Below are 26,412 nucleotides of genomic sequence, written 5' to 3' on the forward strand. Positions count from 1 at the left end.
TGGTTTACTTTATTTTACGCGCACGCTCCATTCAAAATCCATTTCGGATACTTGAACCCCTTTTTCGTCAATGCCAATTGATTTCATCCAGAAGGTTTGCCCCTCGCCGGTTGCAATTGTTTCAGAAATAGCTTTGGCAATTAAATGACCATCTTGGCAAGTAAAAGTAATGCGACCAGTTGCTTTTTTGGTGAAATTACCCTTATTATTAGCTACCAACATGGATATTTTGCGGCCACTTTTTTGAATTTGAAACATGACTAAAGCACCCGTTGCAAGCTCGGCAGCCATGGCTTGCACAGCAAAATACATCGAATTAAATGGATTTTGATTGATCCAACGGTGTTTTACTGATACCACACAAGCAGATTCGTTTATGCTTTGTACTCGTACTCCGCATATAAAAGCAGAAGGCAATTTAAAAAACAAAAATTTATTCAGTTTTGAGGCAGTTAGAGTCATAGTAACTATTTTTTTAAAATTTGTATCGAAAATATTGCAGCCATTTTACTTTCCTTAAAAAGTAAACTCTCATTCGCTGCAAGATGCGTATTACTTGGTTTTTTGGCTAAGATACAACAATTTACTATGCGTGCCTAGTATTTTATTTTGTTAATTTTATGTTAATTTTCGGTACTATGCGAAACAAGATACTGTCTTTTGAAGATATATTTGCATAAGAAATTACTAGGTAACCTAATTTAAAAACGAAAGCCGAGTTTCAATCATCATCAAAAAAAATCAAAACATGGAAACATCATCAGAAAAAAACATTGCCACATTTACTCAATTGAGTAGTTTAACACAGTACTTTATTCCGTTTGGAAATTATATTTTCCCGATCGTTTTGTGGAGTACAAAAAAAGAGGAATCGACTTTTGTAGATCACCACGGGAAACAAGTACTTAATTTTCAATTGAGTTTGTTATTGTACTCGTTGCTATTGCTTGTAATTGCGGTACCTGCTTTTATCATTTCGGTGTTTCAAGATATGCCTTTGAGTACTTTGGTACATGATCATCATTTTACTATTGAGAATTTCAATTTTGAAAATCATATTGTAGCCTTAACAACAGGATTTGTTTGTATTGCTTTACTGGCAGTTTTAAAAGTTTCGGAGTTTTTCTTAATTATCTACGCTTCTATCAAAGCATCTAGCGGAGAAAAATACAAATACCCAATTACTATTCCGTTTTTAAAATAAGTTTTAGAACGGGATTTTAGAAAGTAAGGATTTGGCCCCTAGCCCCGATTGCAATGGAAATCCTTTTTTAAAGTACGAAGCGCGAAGCAGCGAGTTACTTAAAAAAGATTGTAATGAAAAGCGGGAAACAGCTCCTGATAAAAAACATCAAAAATAAATCATCAATCATCAATCAAAAAATGAATCGTTTAATCAACAAAAAATCAAAAAAAAGTACTTATGAACATTGAAAACACAAAAGCACAGATGCGTAAAGGTGTTCTCGAGTTTTGCATCCTATCTGTTTTAAAAGAGCAAGATGCCTACACATCGGAAATATTAGACACTTTGAAAAACGCAAAATTACTGGTAGTAGAAGGAACCATTTATCCGCTATTGACCCGCTTGAAAAACGATGGTTTACTGAACTATCGTTGGGAGGAATCAACCTCAGGACCACCCCGAAAATATTACGGTTTAACCGAAATAGGACACACATTTTTAAAAGAACTAAGTGGCACTTGGACTGAACTTTCAGATGCCGTAACCTTAATAACCAACCAAAAACAATAGTCATGAACAAAACAGTAAATATTAACTTAGGCGGAATGTTTTTTCATATTGATGAAGATGCATACCAAAAATTAACTCGATATTTTGATGCAATTAAACGCTCTTTATCAAATTCGTCAGGACATGATGAAATTATTAAAGACATTGAAATGCGTATTTCTGAGTTGTTGAATGAAAAACAAGTGAGTGACAAACACGTGGTTGGTTTAAAAGATGTAGATGCCGTAATTGCTGTAATGGGTCAACCGGAAGACTATGTTATTGAGGACGAAACAAATACTGGAGCTACTTATAACACTGGAGACTACCGTAAAAGTAAAAAATTGTACCGTGATAGAGACAAAGGTATGATTGGTGGTGTGGCTGCAGGACTTGGTCATTATTTTGGAATTGATGCCGTTTGGATTAGAATTGTACTCGTACTTTTGGTTTTTGCGGGTTTTGGAACTGGAATTTTGGCTTATCTTATTCTTTGGATTGTGACACCAGAAGCTGTTACCACTTCTGAAAAACTTGAAATGACCGGAGAACCGGTTAATATTTCGAACATCGAAAAAAAAGTACGTGAAGAATTTGAGAACGTTTCTGGTAAATTTAAAAATGTAGATTACGACAAATATGGTAATCAAATTAAAAATGGTGCTGGAAAATTAGGGAACTCTTTTAGCGAATTTGTAATGACTATTTTTAAAATATTTGCTAAGTTTTTAGGTATTATTTTAATCATGACTGGTGTTTCAACCTTGATCTTTTTACTTATCGGAATATTTACAATAGGTTCAGGAGCTTTTATTGATTTTCCTTGGCAAAACTTTATAGAGGCGGGCAATTATACAGATTATCCTGTTTGGTCTTTCGGATTATTAATGTTTTTTGCAGTAGGAATTCCGTTCTTTTTCCTATCGTTACTAGGTTTTAAATTGTTGGCTCCTAACATGAAATCGATTGGATCTATCGCGAAATATACCTTACTAGCCTTGTGGATTATTGCAGTTTCGCTGGCCATTTCGATAGGTATTAAACAAGCAAGTGCCTTTGCAGTTGACGGACGTGTGGTTAAAAAAGAAAATTTAACTTTACAACCAAACGATACGCTTTTCATTCAATTCAAACACAATGATTACTTTGCTAAAAATGTAGACGATCGTAATGACTTTATTGTAACGCAAGACTCTACAGGTACAGATATCATTTACTCAACAGAAGTGAGCATTCGTATTGAAAAAACAAACGAGAAAGTGGCTTACGTCCAAATTGAAAAAGAAGCCAGAGGTAAATCGTTATCCGAAGCAAAAAACAGAGCTGAGGCAATTAAATACAACTATACAATTAATGGTAATCGCTTGGTATTTAATAACTATTTATTGACAGAATTAAAAAATAAATACCGCGATCAGGAAATTGAAATAACATTATATTTACCTAAAGGAACTCTAGTAAAACCAGATGCATCCATGAGAAATTATGATCGTACTGATGGAGATTACTTCTTATGGAATCCAGATTCAAATAACGAAATCTACAAGGTAGAAGATAATAAAATAAGATGTCTAAATTGTCTTACTGATGAAAATGAATATAATGATGTGGATACCGAAAACATATCAATCGATGTATCAAATAATGAAACTGAAAACGATAGCATTACCACTACCACCGTTCGAGTAAATGGCGAAGTTATTAATGTTACCGAAAAAGGAAATCAAAAAACAACTGGAAAAGGATTGACAATAAATAAAGATGGTATAATCGAAAAAAGAAACTAATCATGTTAAAACTAATCACCATAATAACCAAATTTATTGCAGTAGTCCTTACAGCTTTGTTAATAGGCTCCTGCAACCATAGCATCAACTTCAACTCGATTGAAGGCAGCGGAAATATTACCACGCAAAAACGCAACATCAGCGGTAGTTTTACTAGTATTGAGGTAAACAATTCAATAGAAGTTTTATTAGAACAAGGGGATAAAACAGAAGTTGTGGTTGAAACCGATGACAATTTGCAAAAGCACTTGACTACGACTGTTGAAAACGGAACCTTAGTCATAACTTTAGATGAAATTTCAATTAGTGATGCTAGCGAGTTAAAGGTTACTGTTAAAATGCCAACTATTGACGAACTAGAAGCTACAAGTACAGCATCTATAGAAAGTGTTAATTTAATAATAGGCGAAAATGTTCGATTGAATACATCAAGTGGCGGTAGCATTAACATCGAAATTGAATCGGATATGTTAACCTGTGATAGTAGTAGCGGAAGTGACATAAACGTGCAAGGCAAAGCATTAAAAGTAAAAACTAGTGCCTCCAGTGGGAGCGAAATTAAGGCCAATGAATTACTCGCTAACGAGGTTATAGCAGATGTGTCAAGCGGGGCAAGTACCAGCATACATCCAATAGTATCCTTAGTAGCAGAAGCTTCAAGCGGTGGTTCGATAACGTATTACAACACACCCAAACGCGTTCAAAAAAATACAAGCTCAGGCGGAAGCATTAGCCGACAGGAATAACAAATCACAAAAAGAAATTAAATCATCCATCACAAGTGGATGATTTTTTTATATTTGTTACGTACCTAATTCGTTTATACTATGAAAAAATATGCCGCCCTACTTTTACTGCTTTGCTTTACAATTGCAACTGCTCAAAAAAAAGAAAAAATAAAAGGCAGTAAAATAGTCACTGTCGAAAGCAGATATATTGCTGATTTTGAACGTTTAGAAATTGAGGACAACCTAGAAATCAACCTAGAACGTGGTGAGAAAGCAGCTTTAAAAATTGAGGCTGATGAGAATTTACAAGATGGAATTAAAGTAGAAGAACGCGATGGAACCTTACGCATTTATTCCACCAAAAATGCAACTTCTTATAAAAAACTATTAGTACGATTAACCTACACTGCGGCCTTAAGACAAATTATGGCCAAAGGCGAAACAAAAGTTACTGCCATACAAGAATTATTGTTGCCTTCAATGAACTTGGAAGCTACAGATAATGCTGCGCTCTTTATGAACATTAATACTACTAATTTTGAATACAAAGCCAATGACAAGGTAAAGGCTGAACTAAATATTAAAGCCGAAAAATGTCGTTTGGAATTAAGTAAAAATGCAACAGTAAAAGCATTAATAAATGCAACTGATTTACAAATTGATCAGTACCAAAAATCAGAAGCAAAAATTGAAGGAGACGCAACTACAGCAACTATTCGCCTTGACAACAATGCTACATTGACAGCCAACAAACTTACTTTGAAAAATGTAACTTTGGTAGCTGAGGGTTACACAACAAGTTCAGTAAATGCTAGCAGTACAATAACAATTTCTGCTTCAACAAAAGCTGAAGTACAACTAATTGGTAATCCAAAAATTGAATTAAAACAGTTTAGTGATGAAGCCAAATTGATAAAAAAACTAAAATAAATTCGGCACTAAAACGCAGTATTACAAAAAAGTCCCATTCGCTTTAGCAAATGGGACTTTTATATTTAAAATTAACTTTCTTATTCTTGTGCAGCCAAATATCTCTCTGCATCTAGTGCGGCCATACATCCTGTTCCAGCAGCAGTAATTGCCTGACGGTAAACATGATCAGCAGCGTCACCGGCTACAAAAACACCTTCTACATTAGTTTTAGAACTTCCTGGAGTGTTAACTATGTAACCAGTTTCATCTAAAGTGATGTATTCCTTAAAGATATCTGTATTAGGTTTGTGACCGATAGCTACAAAAAATCCAGTTGCTGGTATATCGTAGGTTTCGTTAGTAGATTTATTTAAAACCTTAATAGCCTCTACCACTTGACCGTCACCTAATACTTCAACAGTATCATGGTTTAGTAAAATTTCGATGTTTTCAGTTTTACGAACACGGGCCTCCATAATTTTTGACGCTCTAAACTTTTCGCTGCGAACTAGCATAGTTACTTTTTTACAAAGTTTAGATAAATAATGCGCTTCTTCACAAGCAGAATCTCCTGCACCCACAATTACAACCTCTTGATTTCTATAGAAAAAACCATCACAAACGGCACATGCAGAAACTCCACCACCCATTTGTAAGTAATGTTGCTCCGAAGGTAAACCTAAATATTTAGCAGATGCTCCTGTTGAAATGATTACGGTTTCACAGTGTAATTCTTTAGTATCATTGATCCAAACTTTATGTATTGGTCCTGAAAAGTCTACTTTGGTTGCCCAACCGTCACGCACATCAGTACCAAAACGTTGCGCTTGCGCTTGCAAACCCACCATCATCTCTGGTCCTGTAATTCCTTCTGGATTTCCTGGCCAGTTTTCTACTTCGTTTGTAGTGGTCAATTGTCCACCGGGCTGCATTCCTTGGTATACTACTGGATTCATATTAGCTCTAGCAGCATAAATAGCTGCTGTGTAACCTGCTGGTCCTGATCCTATGATGAGGCATTTTATTTTTTCGATTGAATCTGACATAATACTTGCGATTTAATTTTGTAACAGCACAAAAGTAAGTTTTTATTATTGTAAAAAATAGAGGCTGGAATCAGTTTTTATTATCTGATTATAGAGGAATAAAAAAAGCTGAACTTAAGAACACTTACCAGACACTTTGCTATTTATTATCTTAAAATCGATCCCAGAAATTACTTTATGCAGTACCTAGCAACTAAACTCAAATATAAATTTTCAAAATGCACCAATCGTACTAAAATGGGATCTGCTGAATTTTAAAAACTGAAGAATTGCAAACTATAAAACTGTCTCCATAATTAGCCTTATTTATGAGAAAAAGAGTAAAATTTCGACAAAAAATGTAACTTCGTGCAATATAAATAACATCAAATATGAAAAAATTAAGTTTAGGTATAGTGTTTATCGTCCTTTTTATCGTAACAAGTTGTGTAACAACAGTACCACTAAATACTGGGTTTTACGGAAAGACAAAAGTTGGTATTTTAATACAAATGGAGGAAAAACCAGAAGTTATTAAAGCAACTACGGATGGTTTGGTAACAACAATAACAGATCCCGACAACAAATTTTATGTTGGTGTAGAAAAAATAAAATCAAACATTACCTTTAAGGAGTTATTAAAAAAGGAGATATCCAATACGCTTTCAAGTAAAAACAAGTCTTTTGAAATGATATCTGACAATTTTAACGAGCTAACTTTATCAAAATTTAAAGCACCTGAATCAGATACAGAATATTCAAAATATGACTTTCGGTTTATGAAAAAAAAATATAATGTAGATGAAATTTTATTTGTTAAAGTGAATCATTATGGCTTATTGCTAGTATACTCAGGCGTAATACGAGCTACTAAAAAAGGATATGTTTTGATGCATTCACAAGTAATTGACCTAAAGGACAATTCACTTTTACAACAAAAGCAATCTGAAACAACTACTAAAATTAATGGTGATTGGGATAAAAATGGAGAGTACACCAATTTACAAAATGCAATACAATTAGCAATTGATCAATCAATTTTAAAACTAAAAAAGAGACTTTAGGGTTAGCTTTTCATATTCGAAAAATAACTTTCAAAACTGTTTTATTGTAAAATCCCCGTAACAACCAAATAATCTCCATCATCAGCAAATAATTTAAGATCAAAATAAAAATTGGAGACTTAATTTTAAAAATAAAAAAAGCCGAACAAGATTGTTCGGCTTTTGTCGGGGTGGCAGGATTCGAACCTGCGGCCTCCTGCTCCCAAAGCAGGCGCGATAACCGAGCTACGCTACACCCCGAAAGCGGGTGCAAATATACAACTATTTTTGGCTTGCGCAAGTATTTTATTTAATATCGACTAGAAATATTTTTTTAATAATAGATCAGCTAAGCCTCATTACATTTGAAGAGGGCAACTTTACCCTAGCCCAGATGGCAACGAAAAGCGTTGCGCAGGTTGTATGCTGCTTTTTTAGACCTAAAAGAGCGACCAAAGGAAACTCCTTTTGGGGCTTATAAAAAGTAAATACAACTGCAAAACCTTGAAGTGCACAGCTGGAATGGCTTTAAAATAAAAAAAGTAAAGACAAAAAAGAATAGTTGATGTACTACTTTTAAATTGTGGTTAATCGATTGTTAACAAAATAGATTTTCACGAACCATAAAAAATTGTATTTTTACGGTTCAAAATTCAGAAAAATAAATGGGCAAAATCATCGCGATTGCTAATCAAAAAGGAGGCGTTGGAAAGACTACTACATCGGTCAATCTTGCTGCTTCACTAGGCGTTTTAGAAAAAAAAGTATTACTAATAGATGCTGATCCGCAGGCCAATGCTTCGTCAGGATTGGGTATTGATGTAGAATCAGTTGAGATCGGTACGTATCAAATATTAGAGCACAGTCACACTCCAAAGGAGGCTGTTGTTACCTGTTCAGCTCCCAATGTGGATGTTATTCCTGCGCATATTGACCTTGTTGCTATAGAAATTGAATTGGTTGACAAGGAAAATCGTGAATACATGCTTAAAAAAGCGCTAGAAAGTGTTCGCGAAGAGTATGATTATATTATTATAGACTGCGCACCATCGTTAGGTTTATTAACGTTGAATGCTTTGACGGCGGCAGATTCAGTAGTTATTCCTATTCAGTGTGAATACTTTGCGTTAGAAGGTCTGGGGAAATTGTTGAATACTATAAAGAGTATCCAAAAAATTCACAATCCAAACTTAGACATTGAAGGATTATTGCTGACTATGTTTGACTCGCGCTTGCGTTTGTCTAACCAAGTTGTTGAAGAAGTTCAAAAACACTTTAACGATATGGTTTTTGAAACTATCATTCAACGCAATGTAAAACTAAGCGAAGCACCAAGTTTTGGTGAAAGCATTATTAACTATGATGCTACAAGTAAAGGAGCTGTAAATTACTTGCACCTTGCACAAGAGATAATAAAGAAAAACAGTAAATAATTTTATGGCACAAGCAATTAAAAAACAAGCCTTAGGAAGAGGATTATCAGCATTGTTAAAAGATCCTGAAAACGATATCAAATCCGTTGATGATAAAAATGCCGATAAGGTTGTAGGTAATATTATTGAGCTTGAAATTGCAGCAATTGAAATTAACCCGTTCCAGCCAAGAAGTAATTTTAATGAGGAATCATTGCGTGAATTGGCCACTTCGATCAAGGAACTCGGGGTTATTCAACCTATTACTGTACGAAAATTAGATTTCAATAAATTTCAATTAATATCAGGGGAACGTCGTTTGCGTGCCTCTACACTTGTAGGCTTAACTACTGTACCTGCTTACATCCGAATTGCTAACGATAACGAGTCGCTGGTAATGGCCTTGGTGGAAAACATTCAGCGCCATGACCTTGACCCGATCGAAATTGCACTTTCATACCAGCGTTTGATGGATGAAATTCAGTTGACACAAGAGCAAATGAGCGAGCGTGTGGGTAAAAAAAGATCTACGATTGCCAATTATTTACGTCTGTTAAAATTAGATCCGATTATTCAAACCGGAATACGCGATGGTTTTATTAGCATGGGTCATGGTCGTGCTATCATTAATATTGAGGACCAAGATGCTCAAGCTGATATTTACCAAAAAATTGTAAGTCAAAATTTATCGGTACGTGAAACAGAAACTTTGGTAAAAAACTATCAAGAAAGTTTGAAACCAAAAGCAGCAGGTAAACCAAAAGCAGCTTCATTTGAAATTGCCGAAGATCATAAAAATGATTTTGCCTCCTATTTTGGAACCAAAGTAGATGTTAAAGTAGCTGGTAACGGTAAAGGAAAAATTACTATTCCTTTTCACTCTGAGGAAGATTTTAATAGAATTATTAAATTAATTAAAACCTAGTGTTTAAATCGTCAATCCTTGTATTATTTCTGTTTTTGCTAACCAGCGTATCTGTTTTTGCCCAAGAGGAAAACGCTACCATTTTAGTTGCAAAAGATTCTGTACAATCCAACAATATCGACCCATTAACCCCCGCCAAAGCAGCCTTTTATTCGGCTGTTTTACCTGGTTTAGGACAAGCCTACAACAAAAAATATTGGAAAATTCCGCTAGTCTATGGAGCTATTGGAACCAGTATTTACTTTTATGTTGACAGCAACAAAAGGTACCGTCAGTATCGCACTGCTTACAAAGCACGATTGGAAGGTGTAGTGACCGAAGATTTAGCATTTTTAGACAATAACCGTTTGATTGCTGGTCAAAAATTTTACCAACGTAACCGCGATTTATCAGCTTTGTTTATTGCAGCTTTTTATGCTCTCAACATCATTGATGCCAATGTTGATGCGGCTTTATTGCAGTTTAATGTTGATGAAAACTTATCGCTAAAACCAGTTCTTTATCCAAATGATGTAACAATGCGCACTAATGTTGGACTAACATTAAATTATCGCTTTTAAAAATTACATCGCTATGGCATTGCTAGCAAATACAACTCGAAACCAATACCTGCTGCTAATAACCGCTTTGCTGGTAATAACAGTTGTAAATTATTCTGAAATCAGTTTTTTTGCGCCGATTAAAATGAATGATTTTTTCTCAGGGTTTTTCTTGGGAGCGTTGATAAGCTTGGCTCCAATTGGTCTCTATTATAAAAAATTTAAAAAATAAAAAATGAAAATTGCGCTTTTAGGATACGGAAAAATGGGTCAAGTTATAGAGCGAATTGCTCTTGAAAGGGGCCATGAAATCGTTTTAAAAAAAGATCAAAATAATAGCTTTGATGGACTAGAACAAGCTGATGTAGCAATTGATTTTAGTGTACCATGCGCTGCAGCCAACAACATCAGTAGCTGTTTTCATGCTAATGTACCTGTTATATCAGGCACGACAGGCTGGTTAGACCAATATGAAACTGTTGCTGCACTTTGCACAGAAAAAAAAGGTGCTTTTATATCGAGCTCTAATTTCAGTTTAGGTGTCAATATCTTTTTTGAGTTGAACGAATACCTTGCTAAAATGATGGCTAAATTTAATAGCTATGGCGTAAGCATGGAAGAAATTCACCATACACAAAAATTAGATGCTCCAAGTGGTACCGCCATTTCTTTAGCCAAAGGAATCATTGAAAACAGCAATTACAATAATTGGACATTGGAAAATGCTACGGCAAATGAAATTCACATTGAAGCCAAACGTATAGGAACAGTTCCTGGAACACATACCGTAACGTACGACTCTACTGTTGATGCCATCGAAATAAAACACACGGCACACAATCGTGAAGGTTTTGCATTAGGCGCAGTTATTGCCGCTGAATGGATTGTAGGCAAAACAGGAATATTTACCATGCGCGACGTTCTAGAACTATAATCAATCAAATAACTTTAATTAGAGTAGTATAATAAAATGCAGCTCTTTTACTAAAACAATTATATCATGACAGCATATCAATGGTTCGTTTTTTTCTTGATAGTACAATTGATCCACTTTTTAGGTACCTGGAAATTGTATGTTGCCGCTGGGCGAAAAAGCTGGGAAGCAGCAATTCCGGTGTACAATGCCATTGTTTTAATGAAAATAATTGGCCGACCAACTTGGTGGACCGTGTTGCTTTTTATTCCGATTATCAATTTAATTTTATTTCCAGTAATTTGGGTTGAAACCTTACGCAGTTTTGGAAAAAAAAGTTCTTTAGATACCTTTTTAGGAATTGTAACTTTAGGATTGTACATCTACTACATCAATTACACTCAAAAATTAACGTACATAGCGGATAGAAATTTGACACCGCAAACGAAAGCTGCTGATACAATTAGTTCTTTATTGTTTGCCATTGTGGTTGCAACAATCGTACATACGTATTTTATTCAACCTTACACAATTCCGACTTCATCGCTTGAAAAATCATTGTTGGTTGGCGACTTTTTGTTTGTAAGTAAGGTAAATTATGGCGCAAGAGTACCTATGACCACTGTTGCATTGCCAATGGTACATGATTCTATCCCATTAACGCACAAAAAATCATACCTAAAATGGCCTCAATTGCCGTACATGCGCATGCCTGGCACTCAAAAAATAGATCGTACTGATATAGTGGTTTTCAACTGGCCTGTGGATACCGTTTACCGATTTTTTGACACGTCGAAAAGAAGAGCTGACAAACCTATTGACAAAAAATCGAATTATGTAAAAAGATGTGTTGGTATCCCTGGTGATTCATTATCGATTAAAGACGGTTACGTTTATATTGATGGCAAATTATTAACGTTGCCTGAACGCGCAAAACCGCAATTCTCATACAAAGTTGCACTTGATGGTAAAACGCCTATTGATTTAGAATATCTTTTTAAAGAATTGGATATTACTGATCGCGCTTTTTATACCAATGAAACAACGAAAGATACTATTTTCATGAGCGCTTTAACCGAAGCATCAGCAGAGGTTTTAAAAAATACTCCTGGCGTCACAGCAGTAGTTAGACAAATTGCGAGAGATGTTGATCAGGCTAACTTTGGTAAAGGTGTTTTCCCTCATGTACAAAAGTGGAATAGTGACAACTACGGACCTATTTACATTCCTGAAGCTGGAAAAACGGTAGCTTTGAACAGCGCTACGTTGCCTTTTTACAAAACGATCATTAGCGATTACGAGCAAAATGACTTAAAAGTTACAGGAGATGAAATCCGCATCAACGGAAAAGTAGCTACTACTTACACTTTTAAACAAAATTACTATTGGATGATGGGTGACAACCGCCACAACTCTGAAGATAGCCGTTATTGGGGTTTTGTACCCGAAAATCACATTGTAGGGAAACCAATTTTCATTTGGTTGAGCATTGATCCAAACGGAAAAGGATTGAATAAAATTCGTTGGGAACGCGTGTTTACCACCGTAAGTGGCGAAGGACAACCACAATCGTACCTACAATTATTTTTGATTGGATTAGTCGTGTTTTTCGTTGGAGACTATTTCTGGAAAAAGAGAAAAGCTTCGAAAGTTTAAAATTCAAATACTCTAATAAAATTCATAAAGGAAAGCAGTTGATTTCCTTTATGAATTTTTGTTTTTTATTACTCATTTTATTTCAAACGATTATGAATATTATTTTACACCCTACCTACTTCCCATCCATCAGTCAATTTGCTGCTATTGCACAAGCGGATCAAGTAAGCTTTGAAGTAGAAGATAATTTCCAAAAACAAACTAGCCGTAACCGTACCTACATCTACAGTCCAAACGGAATTCAGCTTTTAAATATCCCTATAAAACATTCAAAAGAGAACCGTCAAAAAACAAAAGACATTCGCATAGAGAACGATTTTGGATGGCAAAAACAGCATTTTAAATCATTAGAAGCTGCTTATAGAAGTTCACCGTTCTTTGAATTTTTTGAAGACGATATCAGACCTTTGTTTGAAAAACAGCACGAGTTTTTATTAGACTTAAATTTTCAAGCGCTAGAAATCGTTTTGAAATGCCTGCGTTTAAAACTCGATTATACCAAAACAACAGTCTATTCACCTGAAATTACAGATGGTCAAACTATTGATTTTAGACATTTAGCAAACGGAAAAAAAGACACATCTGTTTTTGAACCTTATACACAAGTATTTGATGATAAGTTTGGATTCTTAAACAACTTAAGTACGTTGGATTTACTTTTTAATGAAGGAAAATTTGCTTTGGATTATCTTAAGAAACAACCGCTACTGCATTTATAAAAAATTTTATTCGTAGGAAAGGCGCGCCATAATTGGAAAATGATCCGAATTGATGAACTTTGGAAAGCTCTCGAAGTCTTTCACTTTCATTTTTTCATCGGCAAAAATGTAATCAATACGCGCCGGATAGTATCTGAATTTATAAGTTTCGCCGAAACCTTTACCTGCTTCTTCAAAACTGTCTTTCATTTTACCCTTTATATTGCGATACACGTACGAAAATGCACTGTTGTTCATGTCACCACAAATGATGATAGGATAAGTGCATTGCGCTTTGTGCTCGCTAAATAAAGCAGCTTGTTGCTGTTGTTGTTTGAACGCTTTGCTTATTCTAAAAAACAGTTTCTGCGATTTGCTCTGGTTGATGGCATCAATGTTCTCATCAATTTCATTTACGTCAGGCGAAATTTTGATTGATTGCAAGTGCATGTTGTACACTCTGATAATATCTTTTCCTCGCTTTATATCAGCATAGATCACATTATTACTAGAGTTTGGAAAAACAATATCACCGCGATCAATAATAGGAAATTTAGAAAAAATAGCTTGACCCGATTTGATTTGATCTCCTGAAGTATGAATGTAACGGTGCGGATACACTTTTAAATCGATTCCGGCACTTGCAGAATATTCTTGAATACACAGAATATCTGGATTTTTTTCGTTAACAAATGAAAGAATATCTGCTGGCACATCATCGCGATCAATCCACTTGAAAACGTTGAGCAAACGCACATTGTAACTCATTACAGTAAAATCTTTCTCTTCAACTGGAAAATTTGGATGCGAAAACTTGTAAAATTTATTGATAAAAGTGATTCCGATTAATAAAACCAAACCCGATACCACCAATTGTTTTTTAAATTGAAGGGTCCAATAAACAAAAAACAAGGCGTTAAAAATAAAAAAAACAGGCATAAAAAGCGTGAGCACCGAAAGTATCGGAAACGATTTTGGTGCCAAAAAAGGCAACAAATAAGCGATAAATGTAACTAGAGTTAACAGGATATTCAATAAGAACATTCCTTTATTAAACCAAGAAAGATTTTTCATGCCAACTAATTTAAACCATTATTTGCGCTTTGCAAAATAATGAACTACTTCCCTACTTTGAACAAAAATTCTTTTTCTTCTTTAGACAAACTATCATAACCTGATTGACTAATTTTATCTAAAATAGCATCAATTTGTTGCTGAGATTCATCTTTTATTACAATTCGTGAACTTGTGTTTGTCACAGGTTTTTGATACGTTTTATGAACTGCCTTGAACGGTGTTCCTTGTTTCCTCTTCAATCCGTTTACAAAAAAGTTTATTAATTGAGTAACACCTTTTGATAAATCAGTACCATTTTGTAAACACTTTATAAAAATGTAACCAAACAATGCTCCGCCTAAATGCGACAAATGGCCTCCCATGTTAGCAGAGCGCAATTGCATCAAGTCCATAATTAAAATTACAGCAGTAATATGCCATAATTTGACATTACCAATGATTAATAATCGCAAATCCATCAAAGGATTATAAGTAGTTACTGCTACTAAAATAGCCATGATAGCAGCTGAAGCGCCAATGATAGGCATACTCACACCCAACAAATAAAACACCAAACAGTACACCAAACCAGCAAAAATGGCACTGAGAACGTACAAACCAAATAATTGTTTGCCTGTGAAATAGGTTAAAAATAATCGTCCTGAAAAGTTAAGTACCAATAAATTGAACAAAATGTGCATGAAATCATTATGAAAGAAGGCATAGGTAAGCAATGACCACGGCTTCCAAAGCAAATCAACAGGATCTGAAGACAAACTTACATACTGCAAGTAATCAATTTGTACTCCAGCCAAAGAAAGGATTGAAAACAAAAGCCAAGGCAAAACAAAACAAGCGATATTCCAAAAAATGAGTCTGATCACGATGCCACCCATTTTGTATTGTAATTTTAAATCATCAATAATCCCCATACGATTTCAGCTATTAAATAAATCGGCATTTAAAAATAATTAATTTCAGGCAAAATGAAAAGTTAGTTCCAACGATTTTTATTGAATTGATTTTTTTTCCAATACCACATCATAAAAAAACCAACAAGCGCTCCGCCTATGTGCGCAAAATGCCCAATTCCGCTGCCACCACCCAAAACTGATTTCCCAACTATTCCTGAATACAAATCCAAAAGTAAAACGGCGGGAACAAAATACTTGGCCTTGATAGGAATTGGCACAAACATCATAAACATTTCGACATTTGGGAACATAAAAGCAAAAGCCACCATAACCCCATAAATAGCACCAGATGCACCAACAGCAGTACCACCATAAGCCGAAACAAAATTATAGAAAGCAGTTGGAGACATTGCCTCTTGCCATTTTGGATTAACCTGCCCTTGCTGCAACAATTGCATCACCTCTGCTTTTGTAAAACCATTCGAAGCAAGAGCGTCAATCCCAGATTGGAAGAAATAATAATTTACTCCTGTATGCAGCAAAGCGGCACCTAAACCACAAGAAATATAAAAAAATAAAAACTTGCTACTGCCCCAACGTTGTTCAAGAGTCGATCCAAAAGAATACAGCGCAAACATATTGAAAAAAATATGCATAAAACCACCATGCATAAACATGTGCGACAACGGTTGCCACACTTTAAAATGGGTGTTTTCAGGAAAATATAAAGACAATATTTTATATACAGGCTCAGGCTCACCAAGTAAATACGTTCCTGCAAAAAACAAAAAATTAATAATAATTAGTTGCTTTACGGTTTCGGTCATATTTCTCATACTGCAAATTTTTTATCAAGATCCTCTACACGCATTGTGATAAAGGTCGGTTTTTGAAATGGGGACACATTAGGCTCCTTGCAAGCAAACAAGCCGTTTACTAAATTTTCTTGCTCTTTCTCGGAGAGATGCGTGCCTGTTTTAACGGCTAGACTTTTGGCCATAGACTTGGCAATAGTATCATTTTGACTGAAACTACTATCTGGAATTCCGTCTTGCAAATCACTTAACAATTGCTCTAAAACCATCGAAACCTCACTCTCAGTCACATTAACGGGAATCCCCGAAATAACAATATGATCAGTAGCATTGTCATCAAATACAAAACCTGTGTGAACCAATGCTTGTTGCAACTCTTTGATTAACTCCATCTCAGTTGTCGAATAAAATAGATTGAGAGGGAAAAGCAATTGCTGACTTGCCGCTTGATTTACCGTCATGTTTACCAAAAATTGTTCGTATAAAACTCTTTGGTGCGCACGCTGCTGATCTACAATCACCATTCCGGATTTTATGGACGAGACTATATATTTTTTATGAATTTGATACGTTTTATGAACGGCTTGCTCCACCTCATCATCGCCAAACAAGGACGACGTTACCTCTTCATTTTCAAAATTCATCTGCCCAACCTCAAAAGTATCTTGCTTAAGACCTACATACAAGCTTTCCCAGCTAGCGGTAGGCTCTGTTTTTTTATACGACGAAAAAGACGCTTTTGGTTTTTGCTCTGCAAAAGGATTAAAATTGCCATCCACCTGAATGGTTGGTGTTTCGCCAGTCAAATCCTTGTAATGATAAGGCGTATCTAAATTGGCATCTCTATCAAAATCTAAAACTGGAGCAACATTAAACTGACCCAAACTGTGTTTGATAGCCGCACGTAGAATAGCATACAAAGCATGTTCATCATCAAACTTGATTTCAGTTTTGGTAGGATGAATATTGATGTCTATCGTATTTGGTGGCACTTGTAGGTATAAAAAATAACTAGGTTGTGCACCGTCTTTTAAAATCCCATCGTAGGCAGACATGACTGCATGATGCAAATAACCGCTTTTGATGTAGCGATCGTTTACGAAGAAAAATTGTTCCCCTCGGCTTTTTTTAGCAAATTCGGGTTTGCTCACAAAACCTTGAATGGTAACGATATCTGTTTCTTCCTGCACCGGAACCAATTTTTCGTTGGTTTTTCCAGAAAAAATACCAACAATACGTTGCCTAAAACTTGCTGGAGGCAAATTAAACATCTCGCTACCATTGTGGTAAAAAGTAAAATAAATAGATGGGTGTGCCAATGCTACGCGCTGAAATTCATCGACAACATGACGAAATTCGACCACATCCGATTTTAAGAAATTTCGGCGCGCCGGAATATTAAAAAATAAGTTTTTGATAGCAAACGACGTCCCTTTTGGAAGCACCGCCATTTCTTGTGAAACGAACTTACTTCCTTCAATTATAATATGATGTCCTAACTCCTCTTGATCTTGTTTGGTTTTCAGCTCTACGTGTGCAATTGCAGCGATTGAAGCTAAAGCCTCACCGCGGAATCCTTTTGTATGTAGCGAAAACAAATCTTCGGCCAAACGAATTTTTGAAGTAGCATGGCGCTCAAAACACAGGCGCGCATCTGTTACACTCATTCCTTGCCCGTTATCAATAACTTGCACAAGCGCTTTACCGGCATCTTTAATAATTAATTTGATATCAGTGGCCTTCGCATCAACCGCATTTTCCAGCAATTCCTTCACTACTGATGCTGGTCTTTGAACAACTTCACCGGCAGCAATCTGGTTAGCAACATGATCAGGAAGCAATTGAATAATACTCGACATTAAAAAAATAGATTTAAAAGTTGGTGGTTTATTTTTTTAAACCAAGAGGCACAAATTTAAGGAAATTATAGCTGCAAAGGACTACTTTGCACTCTTAAATAAAACAAAAAACCCATACTGTTTTTGCAACAATATGGGTTTCTGGGAACTTATAAAATAATTTTATTCTTCTAGTTTTAGCGTTCCATCTTCAATTTGCAAAGCGGCAGCGGCTAATTTTGGCTGATGATTGAATTGGTGTTGTAAAGTAGCTTGCTGACGAATGTAGGCCATTTTAATCGCTGCAATAGCTGCTTCGGTACCTTTGTTTCCATGTACACCACCACTTCTATCAAGAGACTGCTGCATGGTATTATCGGTTAAAACACAAAATATAACCGGAATATCAGTTTGAATATTCAAATCTTTAATACCTTGAGTAACGCCTTCACAAACAAAATCAAAGTGTTTTGTTTGACCTTGAATGACACAACCAATAGCGATAACAGCATCTACATTTTGAGTTTGCAACATTTTTTTAGAACCATAAATAAGTTCAAAACTTCCAGGAACATTCCAACGCACAATATTCGCCTGAGGAACTTCATTTTCAATCAATGCTTGATAAGCGCCATTGAACAGGCCTTCGGTAATTACTTCGTTCCATTCTGCAACCACAATTCCGAATCGAAAATTACTTGCATCAGGAATTGCACTTTTGTCGTAATCAGATAAATTTTTATTTTCAGTAGCCATAAAGGTTAATTTTATTGTATGATTTTAAAAGTTAAAGATACGAGAGAAGGCTAGAAGTTACAAGGATTAAGATGAAAATCTTAAAGCCAATGCAACCACTAACCTTCGCTATGTATTGTAAGTAAAACTTACTGAGACAATCCGATCAATACATCAACAGATGCTGCTTCTGGAGTTGCTTCGTAATTTTCTTTAATATCTGTAAAATACTTCAAGGCATCCGCTTTGTTACCAAGAGCTAATGCTACTTTACCAGCTTTTAGCAAAAAGCGTGGTGTAGTAAAGTCGTTTTTATTCATTTCAGCTGCTTTGATGTAATACTCTAAAGCCTCTTTTTGTTGATTCTTTTGTGAATAAGCATCTCCAATTGCTCCTTTAGCCAAAGCTGAAAGCACGATATCATCTGATGAAAATTTGTTTAAATAATCAATAGCTTCTGTGTACTTTCCAGTGTTTAGGTAAGCGACACCTGCGTAGTAGTTCGCTAAATTACCGGCAGCTGTACCAGAATACTCATCCGCTAATTTTACAAATCCAAATTTTCCTTCAGATCCGTTCAAAGCTAATTTGTATAATGAGTCGCTCGCTACACCATCGGTAGCTTTTTGAAAGTTTTGTTGTGCAACAAACATTTCATTAGCAGCTTCATCCTCTTTTGGAGCAGCAATAAATCGTTGGTAAGCCAAGTAACCAATAGTTACAATAGCTGCGGCAGCAACAAATCCTAGAATAACTTTCTGATTTTTAGCAACAAAATCTTCCGTTTTGGATGCAGTCTCGTCTAATTTAGAAAATACTTCGGCAGTTGTACTGTCTTTATCATCAATAACCACTGCTTCTACTGCTTCTTCCTTAACTTCTTTTTCTTTTGGTACTTTATATCCTCTCTTATTGTAAGTTGCCATTTCAATTTAATTTAGTGAGTGGCAAAAATAAAATTTTTATTCAAACCCACACAAAAAAATAGGTTTTATATTAAAAAATTTTAGAATGTACTGAAACAGCCTCAAAACCTTGCATTATTTCCGCTTCAAAGACCAACAAAAAGAAAGTTATATGGATAATTTTCGATAATTTGCACCCGTTTTCAAAGCCAAAAAAATACTCTTGAAAGCAAACAATACCAGCACAAGCACCACTCATGTATTTAAAAAAGATTTCGTTATTCAATTATAAAAATTTCTCTGAAGTCAGTTTTAGTTTCGACCATAAAATCAATTGTTTTGTGGGTAAAAACGGAATTGGCAAAACCAATGTATTAGATGCTATTTACCATTTGGCCTATGGCAAGAGTTATTTTAACCCGCTTGCGGTACAAAATATCAAGCATGGCGAGGACTTTTTTGTGATTGATGCCGAATTTGAGAAAAACGATCGCACCGAGCAAATTGTTTGCAGTTTAAAAAAAGGTCAAAAAAAAGTTTTAAAGCGCAATGGTAAGGCTTACGACAAATTTTCGGATCATATCGGTTTTATTCCGCTTGTGATTATTTCCCCGGCAGATCGCGATTTAATTGTTGAGGGCAGCGAAACCCGTCGCAAGTTTATGGACAGCGTGATCTCTCAATTGGATGCGCAGTACTTGCAACAGTTAATTCATTATCAAAAAGTAATTAGCCAGCGCAATGCTTTGTTGAAATATTTTGCGTTGAATCATGTTTTTGATGCGGATACCTTATCTATATATAATGAGCAGCTAGAGCAGTACGGTAGTTCTATTTTCGAAAAAAGGACAGCTTTTATAGAACAGTTTGTTCCTATTTTTAACAAACACCATCGAGCCATAACAGGATCACAAGAAACCGTTCAATTAAAATACGAGAGCCATTTAGAAACTAAAAATTTATTGCAACTTTTGGCTGAAAACCTTGGCAAAGACCGTGCATTACAGTACACCTCTGTTGGTATTCACAAAGACGATTTGTCATTTTGTATTGACGAGCATCCGATTAAAAAATTTGGATCACAAGGCCAGCAAAAATCCTACTTGATTGCTTTGAAGTTGGCTCAATTTGAATTTTTAAAAAAGCAAAGTGGCGTAAAACCACTGCTTCTATTTGATGATATTTTTGATAAGTTAGATGAAACTCGCGTTGGAAAAATAATTGAAATGGTCAACAGCGATACATTTGGCCAATTATTTATTTCAGATACGCATTCGGAACGCACTGAGGCAATTGTAAAATCGACCTTGCAAACGTATTCTATTTTTAATTTATAACGTTACATTTAATCTTACACACAGTAAGATAATCGAGAAAATCCGTATTTTAGCCTAAATAAATAGCAACCATGAATTACAAGTCATTTCTTTTACTATTAGTTTTCACATTTATTTCTTGTTCGGGTCAAACTTCTAAAAACGCTAAAAAGTTAGCCGCTACAGAATTTGCAGAAAAATTAGCTACAACACCAAATGCACAGCTAATAGATGTTCGTACACCGTCTGAATTCGCCGCAGACCATCTTGACAATGCCAAAAACATCAACTGGATGGGAACCGATTTCACAACACAAGTAGCAACACTTGACAAGTCAAAACCTGTTTTTGTGTATTGCAAAAGCGGAGGTCGCAGTGAAAGTGCCGCTGAAAAACTTGAGCAATTAGGATTTACCACTATCTACGAACTACAAGGAGGTATCTTAAAATGGGATGCCGCAGGATTATCAAAACCTTCTGGTAAAATAATGGGTATGACTCAAGACCAATACAAGCAACTTTTGCAATCTAATCAAAAAGTATTAATCAATTTTTACGCAGAGTGGTGCGCGCCATGCAAAAAAATGGCACCCTATGTTACGGCCATGCAAAAAGAGAAAGGAGCCACAACAATCATAAGACTTGATGCCGATGCAAACAAAACACTTATGACCGAACTTAAAATTAGCGAATTACCTACTATATTACTGTATGACAACCAAGCTTTAGTTTGGAGACAATCAGGTTTTGTGAGTGAGGAAGATTTAAGAAAACAAATACAGTAGCACAATGCTTTCAAAAAACACACTCGCTTTTTTAGATGATTTAAAAGCCAACAACAACAGAGATTGGTTTTTAGATCATAAAAAACAATACGAAGCTTTCAAAAAAGATTATCAAAATATGGTAGCCACTTTACTGGATGTCATGAAACCTTTGGATCCTACTTTAGAAATGCTGGAGGTTAAAAATTGTACATTCCGCATCAATCGTGACATCCGATTTTCAAAAGATAAAACACCATACAAATCGCATTTAGGCATTTGGCTTTCATCTGGAGGAAAAGGCATCACCCGTTCCGGATATTACATTCACTTAGAAAATGGTGCTAGTTTTATTGCTGGCGGCTTGTATTGTCCTGAAGCTGAAGATTTAAAAAAAATGCGCAAGGAAATCGCTTTTTTTTATGACGATCTTGAAGCTATATTACAAGAAAAAAACTTCAAAAAAGAATTTGGAGATTTTGATCGCGACGAAAAAAACACCTTGAAAAATCCACCTCGCGGTTACGAAAAAGAGCATCCAGCCATTGAATTTTTAAAATTAAAAAGTTTTGAAACTTCACAAAAAATAGATTTTCAAGCAGCCTCACAACCTGATTTTGTAACTACTGTGGCTCACAAATTAATTCTCTTAAAACCGTTGAACGATTTTATAAATAGAGCTTTAACCTCCGAATAGTGCGAAATGGCTAAAAGAAAAATACTTTTTCTTGGAGAATCTTACCGAGCCGATGCCATGACATGGATCAAAGGTTTACAAGAATTTGGAGATTTTGAAATGATAACTTGGGAGCTAAAAACCCCAAGCAATTCTTTTTACAACAGAGTTTTACGAATTCTGGAATACAAATTAGCCATTTTTAAAATTAAAAAATTAATTCGAGCGGAACAGCCTGATATGATCATTGCTGAACGCACTACAAGTTATGGATTTCTAGCTGCGCTATCCAACTTAAAACCAATAGCTATTGCGCAACAAGGCAGAACTGATTTGTGGCCAGAAAACTCAATCCTCTTGCCCTTAAAAAAAGTGATCCAAAACTATGCTTTTCAAAAAGCAGATTTAATTCATGCGTGGGGTCCTGTTATGACACATTCTATGATTGCTGCAAAGGTTGATATGAATAAGGTGCTGATACTACCTAAAGGAATCGATTTACAGAATTTTAGCAATAACAACACTGCCAATCCACAAAAAATACAAGCCATTGTTACGCGCTCACTGTTGCCAGAATACCGTCATGATATTATCTTAAAAGCTTTTGCTATTATCAACCAGAAGGGTTTCGATTTCGTACTTACTATTATTGGTGATGGTACCCAACTCGAAAAATTAAAGAATCTAGCAAAACATTTAAATATAGATACTAAAGTTCATTTTATAGGACGCATTCACAATTCACAATTGCCACAACTGTTGCAACAGTCAAATTTTTATATCAGCATGCCCATTACAGAGGGCGTTTCGGCTTCTTTATTTGAAGCGATGGCAAGCCAGTGTTATCCTATTGTTACTGATATACCAGGCAACCAAAGTTGGATTACTCATCGAAAAAACGGACAATTAATACCTGTTGATGATTATATAAGTCTCGCCAACGAACTTATTTGGGCCTTTGAACAGCCTGAATATCGTACACAGGCGGTTTTGCAAAACAGATTGTTTTTGGAACAAAATGCAAATTATGCCACGAACATGAAAATTATTGCAAAAAAATACCACGAACTAATAAACACAAATAGCCCCAAGTAAAATGTGCGGAATTAACGGAATTTATCATTTACATCCACAAAAAAAAGTAGATGAACATGTCCTTACAAAAATGCGAGACGCTCTCGAACACAGAGGCCCTGACGACAAAGGGCTATTTATCAATCAAAATATAGGACTGGGACACAGACGTCTCTCGATTCTTGACACTTCGACCGCTGGCCATCAACCTTTTCGATCTGATGACGGCCGTTATATCATGGTTTATAACGGTGAAATTTATAATTTTAAAAGTTTTTATCCAGACTTAAAAGCCAACGGATTCTCGATAAAAACCAGTTCTGATACCGAAGTTTTATTGAAATTATTCGAACTGTATGGTTTACAAATGTTACCTAAACTGAACGGGATGTTTGCTATTGCCATTTGGGATAGTCATTTAAAAAAACTAACACTTATTCGTGACCGAATGGGCGTAAAACCTTTGTATTACAGTCAATTTAATGATACTATTTATTTTGCCTCAGAGCAAAAAGCACTTTTTATAGCTGGTATACCCTTAAAATTGGCTCAAGATGGTTTAGAAGAATATGTTTTCAATCGATTTGTGGCAGGCGAAAACACCTTGTATCAAAATGTACACAAAGTGCTACCTGGTCATGTTTTGACTTTTGAAGAGGGCGGCAAAACAACAGTAAATCGCTGGTGGAATTTAAAATCGGAAATCGAAAATCAATCGCCAATTAAAAACCCCGAAGAGTGGTTTAGAAACACTTTTGATGATGCCGTGAAATTACGCATGGTTAGTGACGTACCCGTGGGCGTTATGCTTAGTGGCGGTTTGGATTCGTCCTCAATTCTGGCATCGTTACACCATCAAGGGTTTAAAGATATCCAAACCTTTAACATCGGGTTCAAAGAAAAAGAACATAACGAATCACATCTTGCCAAAGCATTTGCGGCCCAATTAGATTATGGTTTTCACAGCAGGCAATTAGAAGATCAAAACTTATTTGATCAAATGATTCAGGCCACCTATTACCAAGACGAACCATTGATGCACTTGAGCGAACCTCACCTCTTGGCAGTATCCCAAATGGCAAAACCAAAAGTAAAAGTATTATTATCAGGTGAAGGAGCAGACGAACTAATGGGAGGCTATGTGCGATACAAAGCCTTGCAATACCCATCTGTTTTACAATCAATTAATGCCATTAGTTCAATTGATGTTTTTTCGAAAAATCCACGCTACGACAAACTACTGCGCTACTCTAAAATCGAAAAAAAGTCGGATTTGATTCTATTCAACGGATCGAATATTTATCCAGACGATATTGCAGATAAGTACGGAATCAACAATCAACCCAAAAACGAATACCGTAACCTTATTTACAAAGAAGCAAAGTCACTTTATCCAGGCAACCTGCGCCGCCAAGCCCTGTATTTTGACCAACACACTTATTTATGTAGTTTGCTGGACCGCAATGATCGTTGTACAATGGGCGCTTCAATAGAATGTAGAGAACCATTTTTAGACCCAAGATTAATTGTAGGACTAGGTACCTTAGACGATAAATGGCTTTTTACTGGTAAAAAATGGAAGTACATTCTCAAAAAATCAATGCAACAGCGATTACCAAGTGCTATTCTTGATTTTAAAAAAGTAGGATTAAGCGCTCCTTGGGGTGATTACATTACCAAAAGTCCCGCTTTTAAAGAGGAATTACAGGCATTTTCAAAAAGTGATTTATTTCAAATGCCCTATTTTGAAAATATTAAAATTGAAAAAATGATTCAACAACTTGAAAATGGCAACACTAACATGACGCCATACATTATGCCATTGTTCATGATGCATATCTGGATGAAAACCTATACAAGTAAATTTTAATCCTTACTTTTGAACCATACAAAACGATTCAAAAAACGCAGTCCCATTCATGGAAATACATTCTAATTTTTCATTAAAAAAACACAATACCTTTGGTATTGACGCTCATGCAAAAGAGTTTGTTGCTATTCAAAACATAGGTACTTTGCAGCAGGTTTTACAGTCCTATGCCAATAAACCGAAATTTATTTTAGGAGGCGGCAGCAATATGCTACTTACAAAAGATATTGATGCACTTGTACTTCATATTGATTTAAAAGGAAAAAAAATCATTGATGAAAATGATGATTTTGTTTGGGTCGAAAGCCAAGCTGGCGAAAACTGGCACGAATTTGTGCTTTGGACTATCGCGCAAGATTTTGGAGGTTTGGAAAACATGTCGCTCATACCTGGAAATGTAGGCACAACACCCGTGCAAAATATTGGGGCTTATGGTACTGAGATCAAAGATACTTTTGAGTCTTGTACTGCAATGGCAATCGCTACCCAAGAAATGAGAACATTCACTAGAGAAGAATGCCAGTTTGGTTACCGTGAGAGCATCTTTAAAAATGAGGTCAAAAACCAATACATCATTACCTCAGTAGTTTTTAAATTGACCAAACACAACCACAATATCAACATTTCATACGGAGATATAAAAGCCGAATTGGCTAAAAAAAATATTGAAACTCCTTCATTAAAAGACGTAAGCGAGGCTGTAATTGCCATCCGCCAAAGTAAATTACCTGACCCTAAAGAGTTAGGAAACAGTGGCAGCTTTTTTAAAAATCCGATTTTAAATAAAACTGATTTTGAAGCCATTCACCAAAAGTTTCCAGAAATGAAATATTTTGATATTTCAGCTACCGAGGTAAAAGTTCCTGCAGGATGGCTTATTGAGCAAGCTGGTTTAAAAGGAAAACGCTTTGGGGATGCTGGAATTCATAAAAATCAAGCGTTGGTTTTAGTAAACTACGGCTCGGCTACTGGCAAAGAAATTCTAGAAGTTTCCCAAATTGTTCAAGATACCGTTTTCAAAACCTTTGGCATTAAAATAGAGGCCGAAGTCAATATCATTTAAAATTGTAATTAGT

Annotated in this window: 26 protein-coding genes and 1 tRNA gene; 18 read left to right on the top strand and 9 right to left on the bottom strand. The window is 35.5% G+C overall.

Annotated features, from left to right (window positions below):
- Nucleotides 1-9: 9 nt before the first annotated feature.
- Complete coding sequence (locus KBJ98_RS06095) at nucleotides 10-462, bottom strand: DUF4442 domain-containing protein (RefSeq protein ID WP_210788758.1); 453 nt, start codon at nucleotides 460-462, stop codon at nucleotides 10-12.
- A gap of 286 nt (nucleotides 463-748) precedes the next feature.
- On the opposite strand from KBJ98_RS06095, the gene KBJ98_RS06100 reads away from it, so the two are divergent.
- From KBJ98_RS06100 to KBJ98_RS06120, 5 genes are all read left to right on the top strand, one after another.
- Nucleotides 749-1,204, top strand: coding sequence for a DUF4870 domain-containing protein (locus tag KBJ98_RS06100; protein ID WP_210788759.1), 456 nt, complete (start codon nucleotides 749-751; stop codon nucleotides 1,202-1,204).
- Nucleotides 1,205-1,423: 219 nt separating this feature from the next.
- Nucleotides 1,424-1,756, top strand: coding sequence for a PadR family transcriptional regulator (locus KBJ98_RS06105; RefSeq protein WP_166136665.1), 333 nt, complete (start codon nucleotides 1,424-1,426; stop codon nucleotides 1,754-1,756).
- Nucleotides 1,757-1,758: 2 nt separating this feature from the next.
- Entirely contained in the window at nucleotides 1,759-3,522 is a 1,764-nt protein-coding gene (locus tag KBJ98_RS06110; RefSeq protein ID WP_210788760.1) for a PspC domain-containing protein, read from the top strand.
- A gap of 2 nt (nucleotides 3,523-3,524) precedes the next feature.
- Nucleotides 3,525-4,268 (top strand): head GIN domain-containing protein, encoded by a 744-nt coding sequence (locus tag KBJ98_RS06115; protein WP_210788761.1) that lies wholly within the window; start codon nucleotides 3,525-3,527, stop codon nucleotides 4,266-4,268.
- An 81-nt stretch (nucleotides 4,269-4,349) separates the two neighbouring features.
- The gene (locus KBJ98_RS06120; RefSeq protein WP_210788762.1) at nucleotides 4,350-5,180 is read left to right on the top strand and encodes a GIN domain-containing protein; all 831 of its coding nucleotides are present in this window, start codon (nucleotides 4,350-4,352) and stop codon (nucleotides 5,178-5,180) included.
- Between the two features lie 80 nt (nucleotides 5,181-5,260).
- Here the strand turns inward: KBJ98_RS06120 and trxB are convergent, their stop codons facing one another.
- On the bottom strand, nucleotides 5,261-6,208 hold the full coding sequence (gene trxB, locus KBJ98_RS06125; RefSeq protein ID WP_210788763.1) for a thioredoxin-disulfide reductase: 948 nt from the start codon (nucleotides 6,206-6,208) through the stop codon (nucleotides 5,261-5,263).
- Nucleotides 6,209-6,579: 371 nt separating this feature from the next.
- Here trxB and KBJ98_RS06130 point away from each other — a divergent pair, with 371 nt between their 5' ends.
- A complete protein-coding gene (locus KBJ98_RS06130) occupies nucleotides 6,580-7,251 on the top strand; it encodes a hypothetical protein (RefSeq protein ID WP_210788765.1) in 672 nt (223 codons plus the stop codon).
- A 165-nt stretch (nucleotides 7,252-7,416) separates the two neighbouring features.
- Here the strand turns inward: KBJ98_RS06130 and KBJ98_RS06135 are convergent.
- Nucleotides 7,417-7,491 (bottom strand) — tRNA-Pro (locus KBJ98_RS06135).
- Between the two features lie 404 nt (nucleotides 7,492-7,895).
- Between KBJ98_RS06135 and KBJ98_RS06140 the strand changes: the two genes are divergently transcribed.
- The 6 genes from KBJ98_RS06140 to KBJ98_RS06165 all read left to right on the top strand — a co-directional run bounded on the left by KBJ98_RS06140 (nucleotide 7,896) and on the right by KBJ98_RS06165 (nucleotide 13,394).
- Entirely contained in the window at nucleotides 7,896-8,663 is a 768-nt protein-coding gene (locus tag KBJ98_RS06140) for a ParA family protein (RefSeq protein WP_166136650.1), read from the top strand.
- A gap of 4 nt (nucleotides 8,664-8,667) precedes the next feature.
- Entirely contained in the window at nucleotides 8,668-9,567 is a 900-nt protein-coding gene (locus KBJ98_RS06145; protein WP_210788767.1) for a ParB/RepB/Spo0J family partition protein, read from the top strand.
- Nucleotides 9,567-10,127, top strand: coding sequence for a DUF5683 domain-containing protein (locus tag KBJ98_RS06150; protein ID WP_317192480.1), 561 nt, complete (start codon nucleotides 9,567-9,569; stop codon nucleotides 10,125-10,127). Before KBJ98_RS06145 ends, KBJ98_RS06150 begins: the two co-directional genes overlap by 1 nt.
- A gap of 214 nt (nucleotides 10,128-10,341) precedes the next feature.
- On the top strand, nucleotides 10,342-11,040 hold the full coding sequence (dapB, locus tag KBJ98_RS06155) for a 4-hydroxy-tetrahydrodipicolinate reductase (RefSeq protein ID WP_210788769.1): 699 nt from the start codon (nucleotides 10,342-10,344) through the stop codon (nucleotides 11,038-11,040).
- Between the two features lie 66 nt (nucleotides 11,041-11,106).
- Nucleotides 11,107-12,675, top strand: coding sequence for a signal peptidase I (gene lepB, locus KBJ98_RS06160; protein ID WP_210788771.1), 1,569 nt, complete (start codon nucleotides 11,107-11,109; stop codon nucleotides 12,673-12,675).
- A 92-nt stretch (nucleotides 12,676-12,767) separates the two neighbouring features.
- Nucleotides 12,768-13,394, top strand: a complete 627-nt coding sequence (locus tag KBJ98_RS06165; RefSeq protein ID WP_210788773.1) for a WbqC family protein — start codon at nucleotides 12,768-12,770, stop codon at nucleotides 13,392-13,394.
- Nucleotides 13,395-13,400: 6 nt separating this feature from the next.
- Here KBJ98_RS06165 and KBJ98_RS06170 read toward each other — a convergent pair whose 3' ends face one another.
- The 6 genes from KBJ98_RS06170 to KBJ98_RS06195 form a co-directional block, all read right to left on the bottom strand.
- On the bottom strand, nucleotides 13,401-14,447 hold the full coding sequence (locus tag KBJ98_RS06170) for an endonuclease/exonuclease/phosphatase family protein (protein WP_210788776.1): 1,047 nt from the start codon (nucleotides 14,445-14,447) through the stop codon (nucleotides 13,401-13,403).
- Nucleotides 14,448-14,491: 44 nt separating this feature from the next.
- The gene (locus KBJ98_RS06175; protein ID WP_210788778.1) at nucleotides 14,492-15,361 is read right to left on the bottom strand and encodes a rhomboid family intramembrane serine protease; all 870 of its coding nucleotides are present in this window, start codon (nucleotides 15,359-15,361) and stop codon (nucleotides 14,492-14,494) included.
- Between the two features lie 62 nt (nucleotides 15,362-15,423).
- A complete protein-coding gene (locus tag KBJ98_RS06180; protein WP_210788780.1) occupies nucleotides 15,424-16,179 on the bottom strand; it encodes a rhomboid family intramembrane serine protease in 756 nt (251 codons plus the stop codon).
- Nucleotides 16,176-18,017 carry a DNA mismatch repair endonuclease MutL gene (gene mutL / locus KBJ98_RS06185; RefSeq protein WP_210788782.1) on the bottom strand — a complete coding sequence of 614 codons (1,842 nt, stop codon included), beginning with the start codon at nucleotides 18,015-18,017 and terminating at the stop codon, nucleotides 16,176-16,178. Before mutL ends, KBJ98_RS06180 begins: the two co-directional genes overlap by 4 nt.
- Nucleotides 18,018-18,179: 162 nt before the next feature.
- Nucleotides 18,180-18,752, bottom strand: coding sequence for a 6,7-dimethyl-8-ribityllumazine synthase (gene ribH, locus KBJ98_RS06190; RefSeq protein ID WP_210788783.1), 573 nt, complete (start codon nucleotides 18,750-18,752; stop codon nucleotides 18,180-18,182).
- Nucleotides 18,753-18,880: 128 nt separating this feature from the next.
- Nucleotides 18,881-19,657 carry a tetratricopeptide repeat protein gene (locus tag KBJ98_RS06195; RefSeq protein ID WP_210788784.1) on the bottom strand — a complete coding sequence of 259 codons (777 nt, stop codon included), beginning with the start codon at nucleotides 19,655-19,657 and terminating at the stop codon, nucleotides 18,881-18,883.
- Between the two features lie 236 nt (nucleotides 19,658-19,893).
- Here KBJ98_RS06195 and recF point away from each other — a divergent pair, with 236 nt between their 5' ends.
- The 6 genes from recF (at nucleotide 19,894) to murB (ending at nucleotide 26,399) form a co-directional block, all read left to right on the top strand.
- Nucleotides 19,894-20,973, top strand: coding sequence for a DNA replication/repair protein RecF (recF, locus tag KBJ98_RS06200; RefSeq protein WP_210788785.1), 1,080 nt, complete (start codon nucleotides 19,894-19,896; stop codon nucleotides 20,971-20,973).
- Between the two features lie 71 nt (nucleotides 20,974-21,044).
- Nucleotides 21,045-21,737 carry a thioredoxin domain-containing protein gene (locus tag KBJ98_RS06205; RefSeq protein WP_210788786.1) on the top strand — a complete coding sequence of 231 codons (693 nt, stop codon included), beginning with the start codon at nucleotides 21,045-21,047 and terminating at the stop codon, nucleotides 21,735-21,737.
- A gap of 4 nt (nucleotides 21,738-21,741) precedes the next feature.
- On the top strand, nucleotides 21,742-22,413 hold the full coding sequence (locus KBJ98_RS06210; protein ID WP_210788787.1) for a DUF2461 domain-containing protein: 672 nt from the start codon (nucleotides 21,742-21,744) through the stop codon (nucleotides 22,411-22,413).
- A gap of 6 nt (nucleotides 22,414-22,419) precedes the next feature.
- Entirely contained in the window at nucleotides 22,420-23,487 is a 1,068-nt protein-coding gene (locus KBJ98_RS06215; protein ID WP_210788789.1) for a glycosyltransferase family 4 protein, read from the top strand.
- Between the two features lies 1 nt (nucleotide 23,488).
- On the top strand, nucleotides 23,489-25,336 hold the full coding sequence (asnB, locus tag KBJ98_RS06220; protein ID WP_210788791.1) for an asparagine synthase (glutamine-hydrolyzing): 1,848 nt from the start codon (nucleotides 23,489-23,491) through the stop codon (nucleotides 25,334-25,336).
- A gap of 16 nt (nucleotides 25,337-25,352) precedes the next feature.
- Entirely contained in the window at nucleotides 25,353-26,399 is a 1,047-nt protein-coding gene (gene murB / locus KBJ98_RS06225; RefSeq protein ID WP_317192484.1) for a UDP-N-acetylmuramate dehydrogenase, read from the top strand.
- Nucleotides 26,400-26,412: the final 13 nt, after the last annotated feature.

The sequence above is a fragment of the Flavobacterium erciyesense genome (assembly GCF_018069925.1).
Taxonomy (GTDB): domain Bacteria; phylum Bacteroidota; class Bacteroidia; order Flavobacteriales; family Flavobacteriaceae; genus Flavobacterium; species Flavobacterium erciyesense.

Bases quoted from the DNA above. Each gene is read 5' to 3' on its own strand.
- dapB (WP_210788769.1), top strand. From the start codon at position 10,342: ATGAAAATTGCGCTTTTAGGATACGGAAAAATGGGTCAAGTTATAGAG.
- asnB (WP_210788791.1), top strand. From the start codon at position 23,489: ATGTGCGGAATTAACGGAATTTATCATTTACATCCACAAAAAAAAGTA.
- KBJ98_RS06115 (WP_210788761.1), top strand. From the start codon at position 3,525: ATGTTAAAACTAATCACCATAATAACCAAATTTATTGCAGTAGTCCTT.
- KBJ98_RS06170 (WP_210788776.1), bottom strand. From the start codon at position 14,447: ATGAAAAATCTTTCTTGGTTTAATAAAGGAATGTTCTTATTGAATATC.
- KBJ98_RS06145 (WP_210788767.1), top strand. From the start codon at position 8,668: ATGGCACAAGCAATTAAAAAACAAGCCTTAGGAAGAGGATTATCAGCA.
- KBJ98_RS06100 (WP_210788759.1), top strand. From the start codon at position 749: ATGGAAACATCATCAGAAAAAAACATTGCCACATTTACTCAATTGAGT.
- KBJ98_RS06130 (WP_210788765.1), top strand. From the start codon at position 6,580: ATGAAAAAATTAAGTTTAGGTATAGTGTTTATCGTCCTTTTTATCGTA.
- KBJ98_RS06120 (WP_210788762.1), top strand. From the start codon at position 4,350: ATGAAAAAATATGCCGCCCTACTTTTACTGCTTTGCTTTACAATTGCA.
- KBJ98_RS06175 (WP_210788778.1), bottom strand. From the start codon at position 15,361: ATGGGGATTATTGATGATTTAAAATTACAATACAAAATGGGTGGCATC.
- KBJ98_RS06215 (WP_210788789.1), top strand. From the start codon at position 22,420: ATGGCTAAAAGAAAAATACTTTTTCTTGGAGAATCTTACCGAGCCGAT.
- KBJ98_RS06110 (WP_210788760.1), top strand. From the start codon at position 1,759: ATGAACAAAACAGTAAATATTAACTTAGGCGGAATGTTTTTTCATATT.
- ribH (WP_210788783.1), bottom strand. From the start codon at position 18,752: ATGGCTACTGAAAATAAAAATTTATCTGATTACGACAAAAGTGCAATT.
- trxB (WP_210788763.1), bottom strand. From the start codon at position 6,208: ATGTCAGATTCAATCGAAAAAATAAAATGCCTCATCATAGGATCAGGA.
- KBJ98_RS06165 (WP_210788773.1), top strand. From the start codon at position 12,768: ATGAATATTATTTTACACCCTACCTACTTCCCATCCATCAGTCAATTT.
- KBJ98_RS06205 (WP_210788786.1), top strand. From the start codon at position 21,045: ATGAATTACAAGTCATTTCTTTTACTATTAGTTTTCACATTTATTTCT.
- KBJ98_RS06210 (WP_210788787.1), top strand. From the start codon at position 21,742: ATGCTTTCAAAAAACACACTCGCTTTTTTAGATGATTTAAAAGCCAAC.
- mutL (WP_210788782.1), bottom strand. From the start codon at position 18,017: ATGTCGAGTATTATTCAATTGCTTCCTGATCATGTTGCTAACCAGATT.
- KBJ98_RS06140 (WP_166136650.1), top strand. From the start codon at position 7,896: ATGGGCAAAATCATCGCGATTGCTAATCAAAAAGGAGGCGTTGGAAAG.
- recF (WP_210788785.1), top strand. From the start codon at position 19,894: ATGTATTTAAAAAAGATTTCGTTATTCAATTATAAAAATTTCTCTGAA.
- KBJ98_RS06195 (WP_210788784.1), bottom strand. From the start codon at position 19,657: ATGGCAACTTACAATAAGAGAGGATATAAAGTACCAAAAGAAAAAGAA.
- KBJ98_RS06095 (WP_210788758.1), bottom strand. From the start codon at position 462: ATGACTCTAACTGCCTCAAAACTGAATAAATTTTTGTTTTTTAAATTG.
- KBJ98_RS06105 (WP_166136665.1), top strand. From the start codon at position 1,424: ATGAACATTGAAAACACAAAAGCACAGATGCGTAAAGGTGTTCTCGAG.
- lepB (WP_210788771.1), top strand. From the start codon at position 11,107: ATGACAGCATATCAATGGTTCGTTTTTTTCTTGATAGTACAATTGATC.
- KBJ98_RS06180 (WP_210788780.1), bottom strand. From the start codon at position 16,179: ATGAGAAATATGACCGAAACCGTAAAGCAACTAATTATTATTAATTTT.